Annotated in this window: 15 protein-coding genes; 11 read left to right on the top strand and 4 right to left on the bottom strand. The window is 70.0% G+C overall.

Annotated features, from left to right (window positions below; all coding sequences use genetic code 11):
* The first annotated feature begins 9 nt into the window (after positions 1-9).
* From ACTOWY_RS11685 to ACTOWY_RS11670, 4 genes are all read left to right on the top strand, one after another.
* Positions 10-1,161, top strand: coding sequence for a GNAT family N-acetyltransferase (locus ACTOWY_RS11685; protein ID WP_441309625.1), 1,152 nt, complete (start codon positions 10-12; stop codon positions 1,159-1,161).
* 22 nt (positions 1,162-1,183) lie between these two features.
* On the top strand, positions 1,184-1,789 hold the full coding sequence (locus ACTOWY_RS11680; RefSeq protein ID WP_441309624.1) for a trimeric intracellular cation channel family protein: 606 nt from the start codon (positions 1,184-1,186) through the stop codon (positions 1,787-1,789).
* Between the two features lie 65 nt (positions 1,790-1,854).
* Entirely contained in the window at positions 1,855-2,556 is a 702-nt protein-coding gene (locus tag ACTOWY_RS11675) for a response regulator transcription factor (RefSeq protein WP_441309623.1), read from the top strand.
* Positions 2,557-2,603: 47 nt separating this feature from the next.
* Positions 2,604-4,028, top strand: coding sequence for an ATP-binding protein (locus tag ACTOWY_RS11670; protein ID WP_441309856.1), 1,425 nt, complete (start codon positions 2,604-2,606; stop codon positions 4,026-4,028).
* A gap of 48 nt (positions 4,029-4,076) precedes the next feature.
* Here the strand turns inward: ACTOWY_RS11670 and ACTOWY_RS11665 are convergent, their stop codons facing one another.
* A complete protein-coding gene (locus tag ACTOWY_RS11665) occupies positions 4,077-4,964 on the bottom strand; it encodes a helix-turn-helix domain-containing protein (protein WP_441309622.1) in 888 nt (295 codons plus the stop codon).
* 333 nt (positions 4,965-5,297) lie between these two features.
* Between ACTOWY_RS11665 and ACTOWY_RS11660 the strand changes: the two genes are divergently transcribed.
* The gene (locus ACTOWY_RS11660; protein ID WP_441309621.1) at positions 5,298-6,074 is read left to right on the top strand and encodes a GntR family transcriptional regulator; all 777 of its coding nucleotides are present in this window, start codon (positions 5,298-5,300) and stop codon (positions 6,072-6,074) included.
* 56 nt (positions 6,075-6,130) lie between these two features.
* On the opposite strand, the gene ACTOWY_RS11655 is transcribed toward ACTOWY_RS11660, so the two are convergent.
* From ACTOWY_RS11655 to ACTOWY_RS11645, 3 genes are read right to left on the bottom strand one after another with little or no spacing between them, the layout of a single operon-like run.
* Positions 6,131-7,009 (bottom strand): carbohydrate ABC transporter permease, encoded by an 879-nt coding sequence (locus ACTOWY_RS11655; protein ID WP_441309620.1) that lies wholly within the window; start codon positions 7,007-7,009, stop codon positions 6,131-6,133.
* Positions 7,006-7,959, bottom strand: coding sequence for a carbohydrate ABC transporter permease (locus ACTOWY_RS11650; RefSeq protein WP_441309619.1), 954 nt, complete (start codon positions 7,957-7,959; stop codon positions 7,006-7,008). The genes ACTOWY_RS11655 and ACTOWY_RS11650 overlap by 4 nt, the downstream gene beginning before the upstream one ends.
* Before the next feature lie 5 nt (positions 7,960-7,964).
* Positions 7,965-9,263, bottom strand: coding sequence for an ABC transporter substrate-binding protein (locus ACTOWY_RS11645; protein WP_441309618.1), 1,299 nt, complete (start codon positions 9,261-9,263; stop codon positions 7,965-7,967).
* A 240-nt stretch (positions 9,264-9,503) separates the two neighbouring features.
* On the opposite strand from ACTOWY_RS11645, the gene ACTOWY_RS11640 reads away from it, so the two are divergent.
* From ACTOWY_RS11640 to ACTOWY_RS11615, 6 genes are all read left to right on the top strand, one after another.
* Positions 9,504-9,743 carry a hypothetical protein gene (locus tag ACTOWY_RS11640; protein WP_441309617.1) on the top strand — a complete coding sequence of 80 codons (240 nt, stop codon included), beginning with the start codon at positions 9,504-9,506 and terminating at the stop codon, positions 9,741-9,743.
* A gap of 2 nt (positions 9,744-9,745) precedes the next feature.
* The gene (locus ACTOWY_RS11635) at positions 9,746-10,549 is read left to right on the top strand and encodes a DeoR/GlpR family DNA-binding transcription regulator (protein WP_441309616.1); all 804 of its coding nucleotides are present in this window, start codon (positions 9,746-9,748) and stop codon (positions 10,547-10,549) included.
* Positions 10,546-11,634, top strand: coding sequence for a galactose-1-phosphate uridylyltransferase (galT, locus tag ACTOWY_RS11630; RefSeq protein WP_441309615.1), 1,089 nt, complete (start codon positions 10,546-10,548; stop codon positions 11,632-11,634). The genes ACTOWY_RS11635 and galT overlap by 4 nt, the downstream gene beginning before the upstream one ends.
* 80 nt (positions 11,635-11,714) lie before the next feature.
* Positions 11,715-13,382 (top strand): trypsin-like peptidase domain-containing protein, encoded by a 1,668-nt coding sequence (locus ACTOWY_RS11625; RefSeq protein WP_441309614.1) that lies wholly within the window; start codon positions 11,715-11,717, stop codon positions 13,380-13,382.
* A gap of 141 nt (positions 13,383-13,523) precedes the next feature.
* A complete protein-coding gene (locus ACTOWY_RS11620; RefSeq protein ID WP_441309613.1) occupies positions 13,524-14,024 on the top strand; it encodes a MogA/MoaB family molybdenum cofactor biosynthesis protein in 501 nt (166 codons plus the stop codon).
* A gap of 38 nt (positions 14,025-14,062) precedes the next feature.
* Entirely contained in the window at positions 14,063-14,185 is a 123-nt protein-coding gene (locus tag ACTOWY_RS11615; protein WP_441309612.1) for a hypothetical protein, read from the top strand.
* Positions 14,186-14,686 lie beyond the last annotated feature (501 nt).

Raw genomic sequence — 14,686 nt, 5'->3', positions numbered from 1 at the left:
CTCCCTCTTGTGGGAGACGTGACGGTTCGGGACTACCGGTCCAGCGACGCGGACGCGGCCTGGCGGCTGCGCGGGGTGCCCTTCGGCGGCCCCAAGGAGACACCCGAGCTGTGGCGCGGGGAAACCAGCTGGCGCGGGTTCGTCGCCGAGACCGGCGGCGAGCGCACCGGGTTCGCCATGATCCGGCCGTACCGGCAGTTCTTCGGCGGGCGGGCGGTGCCGATGGGCGGCATCGCCAGCGTCGCGGTCGCCCCGCAGGCCCGCGGCAAGGGCGTGGGCAGCGCGCTGCTGGACACCATCCTTGCCACGATGCGCGCCGACGGGCAGCCGATCAGCGCGCTGTACCCGACCGTGCCCGCGCTCTACCGCGGCCGAGGCTGGGAACGCGGCGGCGTGCTGGAGTCCATCGACCTGCCCGTGCACGCCTTCCAGGGCCGCCGCAGCGCGATCGAGCTGCGCGCGGCCACCGAGTCCGACGTCCCGGCCATGCAGGACTGCTACCACCGGATGGCCCAGTCCGTTGACGGCATGCTGGACCGCCGCACCAGGTCCTTCCGGGCCAGCCAGCTGCTCGACGCCGATGCCTCGCTGGTCACCGACGGCGGCTATCTGCTCGCCCAGCCCGATCGCAAGGAGCGGGTGCTGGAGGTCTGGGAGCTGGTCGCGGACACCCCCGAGGTCGCGCTCGGCCTGCTCGACTCGATCGGCTCCTGGACCGGGCTGCTCGACCGGGTGAAGTTGCACATCGCCGACGAGACCCTGCTCGGCGTGCTGGAGTGGTCCGGCCTGGACGGTAAGAAGCGCACCCAGCCCTGGCTGCTGCGGGTGGTCGACCTGCCCGCCGCGGTGGCCGCCCGTGGCTGGCCGACCGCGCCCTACCTGGACGATGCGACCGTGGACCTGGAGATCGAGGACCGGCACGCGCCCTGGCAGGCCGGGCGGCAGCGGCTGATCGTCAAGAACGGCGAGGTCGCGGTGGAACCCGGCGGCGCCGGCGTGGTCCGGATCACCGCCCGCGGCCTCGGCGCCTGGTATTCCGGCTCGGCCAGTACCGCCGGACTCCGCCGGGCGGGCCTGCTGCGGGGCGATCCCGAACACACCGCACTGCTGGACCTGCTGGTAGGCGCACCGGGCACGGCCAGGATGGCCGACTATTTCTGACCTGGCTGCCTAAGATCCGCTGGTGCTGCTGACCGTCCTCGAACTCGTCGGCATCGCGGTCTTCGCCGCCTCCGGGGCACTGGCCGCGGTGCGGGCCCGGCTCGACGTGTTCGGGGTGGTCGTGCTCGCCATGACCACCGCACTCGGCGGCGGGATCATCCGGGATGTGCTGCTCGGCATCCACCCGCCCACCGCCCTGCGCACCTGGCCCTACCTGCTGGTCTCCGCGGCCACCGGCCTGCTGGTGTTCGCCTTCCATCCGCAGGTGGCCAAACTGCGCCGGGCCGTGCTGCTGGCCGACGCGGTCGGCCTCGGCCTGTTCACCACCGGCGGCACCACCACCGCGCTGGCCGCGGGCGTGCCGGTGTACACCGCCTGCCTGATCGGCATGACCACCGGCATCGGCGGCGGCGCCCTGCGCGACCTGCTGCTGCGCGAGATCCCCACCGTGCTGCGCCAGGAGATCTACGCGGTGGCCGCGCTGACCGGCGCGATCGTGGTCGCCATCGGCCACCGGCTGAGCCTGCCCGCCGGCCCGACCGCGGTGGTGGCCGCCGCGCTGATCTGCGGGCTCCGGCTGCTCGCGCTCTGGCGGCGCTGGGACGCGCCCAGGCCGCGCGAACGATAGTTTTTGCTGGTCGCAGTTCAGCGTGCTCTCAGGCGGCTCTTAAGGAAACGGGTCAGACTACCGGTATGCGCATCCTCGTTGTGGACGACGACCGAGCCGTTCGGGAGTCGTTGCGGCGGTCCCTCCAGTTCAACGGCTACCAGGTGGAGCTGGCCAATGACGGTCAGCAGGCCCTGGAGGTGCTGGGGCACAACCGGCCGGACGCGATGGTGCTGGACGTCATGATGCCCAGGGTGGACGGCCTGGAGGTGTGCAGGCGGCTGCGCGGCACCGGCGACGACCTGCCCATCCTGGTGCTCACCGCCAGGGACGCGGTCTCCGACCGGGTCGCCGGCCTGGACGCGGGCGCCGATGACTACCTGCCCAAACCCTTCGCCCTGGAGGAGCTGCTGGCCCGGCTGCGCGCGCTGCTGCGCCGGGTCGGCCCGGAACAGGACAACGCCAACGCCAACGCCCAGCTGGCCACGCTCAAGTTCGCCGACCTGGACCTGGACCCCGGCACCAGGGACGTCAACCGGGCAGGCAGGCCGATCAGCCTGACCCGCACCGAGTTCTCCCTGCTCGAACTCTTCCTGCACCACCCGAGACAGGTCCTGACCAGGGGCCGCATCCTCGAGGAGGTGTGGGGCTACGACTTCCCCACCTCGGGCAACGCCCTTGAGGTCTACGTCGGCTACCTGCGCCGCAAAACCGAGGCCAACGGCGAACCCCGCCTGCTGCACACGGTGCGCGGGGTCGGCTATGTACTGCGGGAGACGCCTCCGTGAGCGAAGTGCCCACCGTGCGCGTCGGCCGTGACGCGCACCAGCCCCGCATGCAGCGGGTCACCCTGCAGAACCGGCTCACCCTCTTCGCCGCGATCGGCGTGGGCACCGCGGTCGCCCTGGTGTCGGTGGCCGCCTACTTCACCGTGTTCCGCAGCCTCTACAGCGAGCTGGACGAGCAGTTGCTCAGCCGGGCCAACGTGATCGCGGACAGCGCGCTCGGCCAGGGCATCGAGCTGGAGCGGCAGTCCGCGGCCATCTTCGACGCGATCGACCTGCGGGTCGGGCTGGCCGAGACGCTGCCGGACGGGCGGGTCAAGGTGACCTCGCCGCTCAACTCACCGCCGGTCCCGGTCGGGCCGGACGAGATCTCGGTGATCAGCGGGCACCAGGACCATTCCATCCGGACCGACGCGCGCAGCGACCAGCGGGTGATCGCGGTGCCGGTGTACCGCAACGCCGCACTTGTGGTGGCCCAGCCGCTCAAGCCGACCAGGGACACCCTGGGCAGGCTGGCCTGGGTGCTGTTCGCGGTCGGCGGCGCGGGCATCGTGCTGGCCGCCGCCGGTGGGCTGGCGGTGGCGCGGACCGCGATCCGGCCGGTGCAGCGGCTCACCAAGGCCGCCGAGCACGTGGCCAGAACCGGTGACCTGCAACCGATCCCGGTCACCAGCGAGGACGACGAGCTGGCCAGGCTGACCAACAGCTTCAACGCCATGCTCGGCGCGCTGGCCGACTCCCAGGAACGCCAGCGCAGACTCGTCGCCGACGCCGGGCACGAGCTGCGCACCCCGCTGACCTCCTTGCGCACCAACCTGGAACTGCTGGTCGCCTCCCAGCAGGCCGACGCGAAGTACCGGCTCTCCGATGAGGACCGGGTCGAGATCTACGCCGATGTACGCGCGCAGATCGAGGAGCTGACCACGCTGATCGGCGACCTGGTCGAACTGGCCCGGGACGACGCGCCGCTGGTGGTGCACGAGTCGGTCGAGCTGGTCGACGTGGTGGAGCGGGCGCTGGACCGGGCCCGCCGCCGCGCACCCGGGGTCAGCCTGGACATCCGGTTGCGGCCGTGGACCCTGGTCGGGGACGCCAACGCGCTGGAGCGGGCGGTGATGAACCTGCTGGACAACGCGGTCAAGTGGAGTCCGCCGGACGGCCGGGTGCGGGTGGAACTGCGCCAGGCCGGGGCCCAGGCGGTGGTGCTGGAGGTGGCCGACAGCGGTCCCGGCATCGCCGAATCCGACCTGCCACACGTCTTCGAGCGCTTCTACCGCTCCACCGAGGCACGCACCCTGCCCGGTTCCGGGCTGGGACTGGCGATCGTGAAGCAGGTGGCGCAACGGCACGGCGGCACGGTCACCGCGGGCCGCTCGCCCGAGGGCGGCGCGCTGATGTCGTTGTGGCTGCCGGGAAATCCGTCCGAGACCTTCCACGCCGAGGGGTTCCCGGAACCGGGGCAGCCGCAGCACTGACCAGCCAGACCGGTCACCGATGGGCTGCGGTGACCGGCGGACCGGCGGTCACCTGGCCGCGTTCAGCCGAGCAAGGTCGTTGCGGCGCAATGTATCCGCTTGGTCAGACACAAGCCGGCCGGTTGCCTCCGCGGGGAGCGCGTGCCACGCCAGCCCGATCCAGTCCCGCCAAGCCCGATCCACGACCGAGCCCGAGTCCTGGAACTTCTGGGTGCCGGATGTCCGCGCCATCGGCGGACCGCCGGTGAACTCCAGCAGCGTCAACGATCCATGCACACCGGGGTGTGCCCCGGCATCGATGGGCACTATCCGAACGGTGACGTTTGGTCGCTCGGCCACCACGGCCAGCGCTCTGAGCTGGCGTGCCAGTACCGCAGTGCCACCAACCGGTCTCAACAGGGCGCTTTCGTCAACCAGGCAATGCAGTTGGGGTGGATTGGGGCGGCTGAGGATGAGCTGGCGGTTCAACTGAGTCGCGACCAAGCGGTTGAGGTCTGGCTCGGCGAGGTCCGTGTTCAGGGGAGTCAGCAGAGCGCGGGCGTAGTCGGGCGTCCGGAGCAGGACGGGCACAACCCCGAGCGCGTAGTCGCGGATGACGGTGGCCTCGTCCTCCAAAGCGATCGTCTGATGCCAGTCCTCGGGTATCCCGGCACCGGGGAGCTGCCACCATCCCCGGGAACTGAGGGCGCCGACCAGGCCAAGCAGACGCTCTCGCTCGGCTGGCGGCACCTGGTAGTAGGTGAGCAGCGCCGAGACGTCATCCACCTTCAGCCCGCGTCGGCCGGTCTCCATCCGCTGCAGCTTGGTCACCGAGCAGCTGAGCGCGCGGGCCACTTGCCATAGCGTCATCCGCCGCGCCTTGCGCAGCGCGCGCAGTTCCGTGCACACCTGGCGCGTGCGGGAGGACCGCCACACTGGACTGGTGATCGGCTTCATCGCACGCCTTCCGTTCGCTTTCCGTTGTGTCACATGGCCGATCGGGTTGCTGTTGTTCGGCGTCGTGCACCGGCGTCTCGGGGACTGGGCTGGGCTCGCCTGATCCCTGGGACGGGCACCACGGGTCCGGGCATGGCCGCCAGTACGGCGGGGTGTTGCAGTTGGCCATGATCAGCCCTTTGTTGTTGCAGGTGAGACAACGGCGTGGATCAGCCATCGGGGCCTCCCACCTTGAGAATCACGATCAATCTAGACTGATCAATCTAGATTGCTTGCGAGCACCGTAGCACCCTGTCCTCAACCTGTCTAGAAGGGTCGGTATAGGCTGGTTGCGTGGCTGAGGAACGCGGAAACCAGGCAGAAGGCAGCGAACAGCCCTACCGGCGGATCGCGGCGGACCTACGAACCGCGATCGAGCAGGGCGAGTACCGCCCTGGCCATCAGCTGCCCAGCGGCTCGGCGTTGATGAAGCGGTACGACGTGGCTCGCCAGACCGTGCAGAACGCCATTGACCTGCTGCGAGTCGAGGGCTGGGTGGTCAGCAGGCCAGGCGCCGGCGTCTTCGTTCGGGACCGTCCGGTTGTCCAACGCTTGAGCCGAAACCGGTTGAGCCGGGAAACCCGTCAGGCAGGGCGGGGAGCATTCCTGGCTGATGCGGAGGCGAGTGGCTTCACACCGGCGGTCGAGGTGGTTGTGCGCTTCGAGCCCGCAGGAGAGCGGATCGCTGATGCGCTCGACATCGAGGCTGGAGACGAGGTGACCGTTCGGCAGCGGATTATGAGTGCGGACGGCCAACCGGTGCAGCTCGCGGTTTCCCGGCTGCCAAGGTCAATCACCGCGGGGACCGCCATCGAGCAGGACAACCCGGGGCCGACCGGCATCTACGGAGTGCTGGACGAGGCCGGACACACCCTGGACCACTTCGTCGAGTCGGTCTCCACCCGCCCTGCGACGCAACAGGAACTGACCGCGTTGCGCTTGGCACCAGGCACACCGGTGCTCGCGGTGACCCGGGTCGCCTACGACAGCACCGGGCGGCCGGTGGAGATCAACGACATGGTGCTGGTCGGCGACAGGTATGAACTCGTGTACGAGTTCGCCGCGACCTGAGACTGGAACCCCGCGTCGCCCCCGGAAGAAGGCGACGCGGGGAGTCCCTTGCCGAGTCAGCCCTTCGTCGACCCGAGGGTGAGCCCGGCGACGAAATGGCGTTGCAGGGTGAAGAAGACGACCAGTGTGGGCACCGCGACCAGCAGTGAGCCTGCCGCGATCAGGTTGTTGTCCTTGAAGAACTGGCCGCCGAGGTTGTTCAGTGCCGAGGTGATCGGCATCTTGTCCCCGGTCTGGATCAGCACCAGCGCCCACAGGAAGTCGTTGTAGATCCAGGTGAACTCCAGCGTGGCCAGTGCGGCCAGCACCGGACGGCACAGCGGCAGGATCACCTGCCAGTACTGCCGGAACACCCCGGCCCCGTCCACCCTGGCCGCCTCGGTCAGCTCCATCGGGATGGTCTTCATGTAGTTGCTGAGCACGAAGACGCAGAACCCGGTCTGGAAGGCGACGTGGATCAGGATCACGCCGAGCTGGGAGTCCAGCAGCGTGCCCGAGTCACTGAGCCACTCCGGCACCTCGATCAGCCGGTACAGCCGGTACAGCGGGGTGACGATCACCTGCTGCGGGAACAGGTTGCCAGCGGTGAACAGCATCAGCAGCGCCAGGTTGAAGCGGAAGCTGAAGCGGGAGACCACAAAGGCGACCATCGAGCTGAAGAACAACGTGATCAGCAGCGCCGGGATGGTGATGATCAGCGTGTTCAGGTAGTAGTGCGGCAGGTCCGCCTGCTCCCAGGCCTTGCCGAAGTTGTCCAGGGTCAGCTCGGTGGGCCAGGAGAAGTAGCCGTTCTTGTTGGTGTCCTCGATGGTGCGCAGCGAGGCGAAGGCCGCCCACAGCACCGGGGCCAGCCACACCAGGCAGGTCGCGCCCAGGAAGGTGTGCAGCGCGATCCGCCCGGCCCGGCCGGTGGCCGTGTTGTTCGTGACGGTCACGGCCGCTCCTCCTTGCGGAAGGTCTGCATCAGGTAGGTGATGATGAAGCCCATCGAGATCAGCAGCAGCACCACGGCCAGCGCCGAGCCCCAGCCGATCCGGCTGGCCTCGCCGATGATGTTGTCGGTGACCAGGATGGACAGCAGCTCCAGCCCCTGCCTGCCCTTGTTGATGATGTAGACGATGTCGAAGGCCCGCAGCGACTCGATCACCGTGATCACCAGCACCACGATGTTCACCGGCTTGAGCGCGGGCAGCGTGACGTGCCAGAAGGTCTGCCAGCCGGTCGCGCCGTCCAGCGCGGCGGCCTCCTTCAGCGAGGGGTCCACCGCCTTGAGCCCGGCCAGGAACAGCAGCATCACGTACCCGGCGTGCCGCCAGCCCGCGGCCACCAGCACCGCGTACAGGTTGATGTCCGGATCACCCAGCCAGTTGGTCGGATGATCGTTGGCGGTGCCCAGCAGGTTGTTCAGCAGTCCCTGGTCCGGCTGGTAGATGAGCTGCCAGATGAACCCGATCAGGGCCAGCGACAGCATCATCGGCAGGTACAGCACGCTCTGGTAGATCCGGCCCATGCGCAGCTTGCGGTCCAGCAGCACCGCCATGAACAACCCGAACAGGGTTGGCAGCACCAGCAGGAACACCAGCCAGGTCAGGTTGTTCCACAGCGCGGGCCAGAAGCGCGGGTAGGTGGTGAGGATGTCGGTGTAGTTCTGCACCCCGACGAAGGCGATGTCCGCCACCCCGCCGATGCCGTCCCATTCGGTGAAGGACAACAGGATCGAGCCCAGCGTGGGAAACCACACCAGGCCAAGGTGCAGCAGCGAGGGGACGCCGAGCATCACCGTGAGCACCAGTTTGTCGGCGGTGGTGAACGCGCTGGCCCGGCGCCGCCTGCGCTTGCGTGGCGGCGCGCTCGTGGCGGCGGGCGCCTGCTCCAGAACAGTCATCAGCCTCAGCCCGTGAAGATGTTCTTGGCCTGGTCGGCCATGCCCTTGAGCACCGAGTTGATGTCGTTCGGGTTGGTCAGGAAGGCGTTGACCCCGTTGATCGCCGCGTCGTTGGCGAAGCGCGGGTCGGTGTCGCGGTCCAGGAACTGGGTGATGTGCTTGGCCTCGGCCACGAACTTCACGCACTTCTTCTGCAGCTCGTTGTAGCCGCCGGTGTCGGCCTTGCCGCTGGCCGCGATGGTCACCGGGTCGGTCTTGAGGTAGGCCAGCTGCGCGGCCGGGCTGGCCAGGTAGGTCAGCAGCTTGCGCGCGCCGTCCTCGTTGCCGGGCTTCTTGGCCAGCATGAAGCCGTCGATCGGGGCTTCCACGGTGTCCGTGCCGTAGGCCGGGTTGATCTCGGGGAAGGCGAAGAAGTCCAGGTCGTTCAGCTCGTTCTTCATCTGCTGACCGATCTGCTGGGACCCGACGATCATCATGCCGCCCTTGCCCTGCTGGATGGTCTGCGCGGCTTCCTGCCACTCCCGGCCCAGCGGGTTCTCCTGGTACAGCGGCAACATCCGCTTCCAGTTGTCGAAGACGTCGCGGACCTTCTTGCCCTGCCAGTCCTCCTTGCCGGCCATCAGGCTGACGTGGAAGTCGTAGCCGTTGGTGCGCAGGTTGAGCTGGTCGAAGGTGCCCAGCTGCGGCCAGCCGTTCTTCTGCCCCACCGCCATCGGCACGATGCCGTCGGACTTCATCCTGGTGCCGAGCGCGATCAGTTCGTCGAAGGTCTTGGGCACCGCGTAGCCGCGCTGCTTCCAGATGCTCGGCCGGTAGAAGACCGCCCACGGGTAGGAGTAGAACGGCACGAAGTACTGCTTGCCGTCGCTGCCGGTGGCCGCTTCCTTCTGGGCCGGGGTGAAGTTGTCCCCGATGGTCTTCCACAGCTCGGTGAGGTCCCCGGCCAGGCCCTTGCTGGCGAAGAAGCGCATCCGGTAGCCGGCGAACCAGGACCAGACGTCGTCCGGCTTGCCCTGCAGGTAGTTGTTGATCTGCTGCTGGTAGGTCTCGTGGTCCTTGGTGTTGATTTTGACCTCAAGCCCGTTCTGCTGCTTGAAGGTCTCCAGCACCGCGGCGATGCCCTCGCGCGGCACCGCGTCGGAGTAGTTGGAGCCGAAGCCCACCGTCTTGCCGTCACCGGCGGATCCGCCGGAACCACAGGCGGCCAGGCCGGGCACGGCGGCCAGCGCGGAGGCGCCGAGCAGGCCCTTGAGCACGGTGCGACGGCCGAGCAGCGGGTTGGGCGGTAACGGTGTGTTGGCCATGGTGACTCCTGTCGCGGCTACCAGGTTGTATCGAACTATTTCCAACAAAGTTGCGCACAATGTGGTAGCCGCCACGGTCCGGTGTCAAGGGCGGGAAAGCTCCGGTCAGGCCAGACAGCGTAAGAAGATGCCGGTTCGTTAGGCGGGTTCAGATAGGTGAACCAGTCAAACACGGACCAACAACCTCCGATGTTCGACTATGTTTGACGTGTGCGGTTGTTGTGAGTCAGGCTTGAGTCCGTGTCGAGCTGGCTGACCGAGGAGGCCGAGCGTCTCCGTCGCGGGCCGCTCGGGTCCACTGTGGACACCGGGTGGGCCGGTGTGGTCCGCGCAAGTCCTGGTGTCGCACCCGTTACCCAGGTCACGAGCGGGGACGCGGTGGTGCGTCGACGCGCCCGGCGGGCCGGTGAACCCGTAACGTGGCTGGTCGCGCTGACGGTGCCGGCCGGCGTGGTCGCCGTGGCGCGGGAAGAGGGGTAGAGGTGCTCGCTCGGCAGCGGCAGGCGGTGATCCTGGAGGAGATCCGGCGCACCGGTGCGGTCCGGGTCTCCGACCTGGTGACCCGGCTCGCGGTCTCGGACATGACAGTGCGCCGAGACCTGGACGTGCTGGCCCGCAGGGGACTGGTGGAAAAGGTTTACGGCGGCGCCACCTCGGTGGCCGGGCGCAGCACCGACGAGCCGGGGTTCGAGGCCAAGTCGGTGCGCCAGCTGCCGGAGAAGGAGTCCATCGCCGCGCTGGCCGCCGGCATGGTGCGACCGGGCACCGCGATCGGCCTGTCCGCCGGGACGACCACCTGGACCATGGCCCGCTACCTCGACGACGTGCCGGACCTGACCGTGGTGACCAACTCGATCCGGGTGGCCGACGTGCTGCAGCAGCGCGGCCGCACCGACCGGACCGTGGTGCTCACCGGCGGGGTGCGCACGCCGTCGGACGCGCTGGTCGGCCCGGTGGCGGTGCAGGCGTTGCGCGCGCTGCACCTGGACGTGGTCTACCTGGGCGTGCACGGGATGGCGCCGCAGGCCGGGTTCACCACGCCGAACCTGAACGAGAGCGAGACCGACCGCGCGCTGGTCGACGCGGCCAGCAGGCTGGTCGTGCTCGCGGACAACACCAAATGGGGCACGGTCGGCATCTCCACGATCGCCGACCTCGATGAGGCGGATGTGCTGATCACTGACGAGGGACTGGGCTCCGAGGCCCGGCAGGTCCTGTCCGAGCAGGTCGGCGAGCTGGTGCTCGCCCCCGTGTCCGCACGGTCCCGTGCCGAGGAGCTGGCGTGAGGCGCACGACGGCCAAGCTCGCCGACGGCCGCGAGATCATCTACTTCGACGACACCGAGGACGCCCCCGCGCGCACCGCGGTGGACACCAGGGACCTGCCCGAGCAGAAGCCCAGCTCGGAGATCCGCCGGGACCCGCTCACCGGCGAGTGGGTGGCGATGGCCTCGCACCGGCAGACCCGCACTTACAAACCACCGGCCGACCTGTGCCCGTTGTGCCCCACCACGCCGGGACGGCCGACGGAGATTCCCGAGTCGAGCTACGACGTGGCGGTGTTCGAGAACCGCTTCCCGTCGCTGTCCCAGCACGTGCCGCCGGTTCCGTCCACTGTGGACGGTCTGCCGATGGCCGAACGCCGTCCGGGTTACGGCCGCTGCGAGGTGGTCTGCTTCACCTCCGACCACAACTCCGCCTTCGCCGCGCTGACCCCTGGCCGGGTGCGCACCGTGGTGGACGCCTGGGCCGACCGCAGTGCCGAACTCGGCGCGCTGCCAGGGGTCGAGCAGGTCTTCTGCTTCGAGAACCGGGGCGAGGAGATCGGCGTCACCCTGCACCACCCGCACGGACAGATCTACGCCTACCCGTTCGTCACCCCGCGCACCGAACGTTTGCTGGCCACCGCCAAGGACTATCGCGCCCAGCACGGCACCCACGTCCTGGGCGATGTGATCGAGGCCGAACTCACCCAGCGCGCCCGCCTGGTCGCCACCAGCGAGCACTGGGTCGCCCTGGTGCCCCCGGCCGCCCGCTGGCCGGTGGAGGTCATCCTGGCCCCGCGCAGCCAGTGCGCCGACATCCCGGAGCTGACCCCGGCCCAGCGCGACGACTTCGCGCTGCTGTACCTGGACGTCCTCGCCCGCCTGGACCGCCTCTACGACCGGCCGCTGCCCTACATCGCGGCCTGGAACCAGGGCCCGGTGCGCGCGCCGAAGGAGCTGTCCTGGCTGCACCTGCAGGTCTTCTCGGTGCTGCGTACCGCGGACAAGCTGAAGTACCTGGCGGGCTCGGAGTCCGGCATGGCGGTCTGGATCAACGACGCCACCCCGGAGCAGATCGCCGAACGCCTGCGCGCCGCCGGAAGCTGAGAGCAACTCACGGCGGAAACACAAGAGAGCCAAAGCTGGGTCTCAGCACGTTCTCAGGTCCGCGCCCCAGAGTGAGTGCCATGACCGAGAACACCCCCGGCGCTCCGGGCCACCAGCCAGAGCGCCCGCAGCAGTCAGCCGAGGGCACCACCCCCGCGGAGCAGCCCCAGGCCTCGCCCTGGGCCGCCGCCCCGCAGCAGCCGCAGCAGTCACCGGCGCAGCCGGGCGGCCTCGCCGATGTCGGTTTCGGCGAGGCTTCCCCGGCCGCAGGCACGCCGGGCGCCCAGCCGACTCCCGGCACCCCGGCCGCCCAGTCGACCCCCGGCACCCAGTCCGGTCTCGGCCACTCCGGCGCCCAGCCAGGAGGCGCGAGCCAGTCCGGCGCCGCCACGCACGCCGGGCAGCCGGGCTCCGGTTACGGCCAGCCGACCGCGGCCAGCCCCAGCGGTTCCGGCACGCCGGGCGCCCACTCCGGCTCTGCCTACGGCACTCCGTCAAGCCACGGCGCCCAGTCCTCCGATGTCTCCGGCGGCGGTCACGGCGGTTACCCGCCCCCCGGCGGCCCCGGCTACGGCGCTCCCCTGACCAACCCGCTCGGCGTGCCGGTGCAGACCGTGCCCCAGCAGCGCAAGGCAGGCGGCCGCGGCAAGCTGGTGGCAGGCGCCCTCGCGCTGGTGCTGCTCGGCGGCGCGATCGGCGGCGGCATCGGCGGCGCGGTCGCCTACAACCTCGCCGGGTCCTCGACCAGCGCCTCCTCGGGCAACGCGCTCAACCAGCCCAAGCCAGCGGCCAAGGACATCAACAGCCCGGCGCCGCAGGGTTCGATCGAGCAGGTGGCGCAGAAGGTGCTGCCGAGCGTGGTGCAGCTCAAGGTCACCGGTCAGGGCGCCCCCGGTTCGGGCTCGGGCATCGTCCTCAGCAGTGACGGCATGATCCTGACCAACAACCACGTGGTCGAGTCCGCGGCAGCTGGCGGCGAGATCCTGGTGCAGTTCAACGACGGCCGGACCGCCAAGGCCAAGATCGTCGGCCGGGACGCCACCTCCGACCTGGCCGTGGTCAAGGTCGACGGCGTCTCCGGACTGACCCCGGCCGAACTCGGCCGCTCCGACGACCTGCGGGTCGGCCAGCAGGTGGTCGCCATCGGCGCCCCGTTCGGCCTGTCCAGCACGGTCACCAGCGGCATCGTCAGCGCGGTGCAGCGCCCGGTGCGCACCGGCGAGAGCCAGGACCAGGCCACCGTGATGGACGCGGTGCAGACCGACGCCTCGATCAACCCCGGCAACTCCGGCGGGCCGCTGGTGGACATGCAGGGCAAGGTCATCGGCATCAACTCGGCCATCCGCACCGCCACCGGCGGTCAGCAGCAGGGCGGTTCGATCGGCCTCGGCTTCGCCATCCCGGTGGACCAGGTCCGCCGGATCGCCGAAGAGCTGATCAAGAACGGCAAGGCCACCCACTCGCTGCTGGGCGTCGGCCTCGGCCAGCCCACCCGCAACCAGCAGACCCAGGGTGCCACCGTCTCCCAGGTCACCCAGGGCGGCGCGGCCGAGCAGGCCGGCATCAAGGTCGGCGACGTCATCACCAAGATCGACAATCGCCGGATCGAGGACGCCGACTCGCTGATCGCCGCGGTCCGCTCCTACGCCCCCGGCAGCAAGGTCAAGCTGACCATCAACACCGCGGGCGGCGACCGCGTGGTCGAGGTGACCCTGGGCAGCCAGAACCTCGACAACGGTCCCCGCTGACCGCACGCCTCCCGGTCACCACCACCCGACCGGGCCGAGAACCGCGGCGTCGAAGCCTCGCGCAGCCCTCGCGCGGAACTTCGGCGCCGCGGACGCGTATCCGCCCACACCCGCCAGGGAGAGCCAGCTAACGTGATCGGCATGGAACGCACCGCGCAGCGCCTGGGACGGGCATTGGTCGTGCTTGTGGACGACCGGGTGGCACAGAAGGAGCACGAGGACACCACCGGTCCGCTGGTGGGCGAACTGCTCGAAGAGGCCGGGTTCATCGTCGACGGCACGGTCGCCGTGGCCGGCGAGGTCACCGACATCCGCAACGCGCTCAACACCGCCGTCATCGGCGGCGTCGACCTGGTGGTCACCGTCGGCGGCACCGGGGTCTCGCCCCGGGACGTCACCCCGGACGCCACCCTCGGCCTGCTGGACCGGCCGATCCCCGGCATCGCCGAGGCCCTCCGCGCCTCCGGCCTGGCCGCGGGCGCCACCGACGCGGGCATCTCCCGCGGCGTGGTCGGCGTCTCCGGCAGCACCCTGGTGGTCAACCTGGCCGGTTCCCGCTCCGCCGTCCGCGACGGCATGGCCACCCTCACCCCCCTGGTGCAGTTCGTCATCGAACAGATCAGCGGCTTGGAGGAGAGCTGACCAGCCCCGACTCCGGGACGGAACGCCCCCGCCCCCGCGTGGAGGAGGTCTTCGGCGACGTCCTGCCGGAGACCACCTCCGATGAACGCGACCCCAGCGCCACCACCCGCCGGGACGACGACTGGTTCCTGGAGAACCGGCCCCCGCACCACGACCGCTGATCCGGTCCCAGGACGGGGCAAGCGGGGCAGGACGGGGTGGCGCGGTGTGGCGATGGCGCGCGTTGGCGGGGTTCCCGCCCGGCTGGTCGCCGCGGGGCTGTGCGCCGCGCACTCACCCGCCTGGCGAACACGCTCACCGCTGGTCACGGGTGCCCGAGGCAGCTGATCATTCGCGCCCGGGGCCGTGGTCGACGGATTGTGGCGTTGGCCGGTGGGTTCCGGCGTTCAGGGGCGGTGGGGTCGAGGGGATGGGGCGTCGTTCCCGGGGACCGGCGGGGGCCGGTGGGCCGCGGTGGACCCGTCAGACCAAGGCGAGCCGCGGTTGGCGTGGGGCAGGGGCCGGGTTGTCGTGGATGTGGGCGGATGGCGGCTCCGGTTGAGGTGGGGTCCGCGACTTGGTTGTGTCGGCCGCGCCCGGTCGTCGGCGTGCTCCGGGGTTGGGGGATGAGCAGCCTGGCCGCCCAGGGGGTTGGTGGGGTTGGGTGGGCGGCCGGGCCGGCG

The sequence above is a fragment of the Crossiella sp. CA198 genome, from assembly GCF_052078295.1.
Classification (GTDB): Bacteria; Actinomycetota; Actinomycetes; order Mycobacteriales; family Pseudonocardiaceae; genus Crossiella.
The sequence above is the reverse complement of the archived record's forward strand: the minus strand, read 5'-3'. Positions and strand labels throughout refer to the sequence as shown.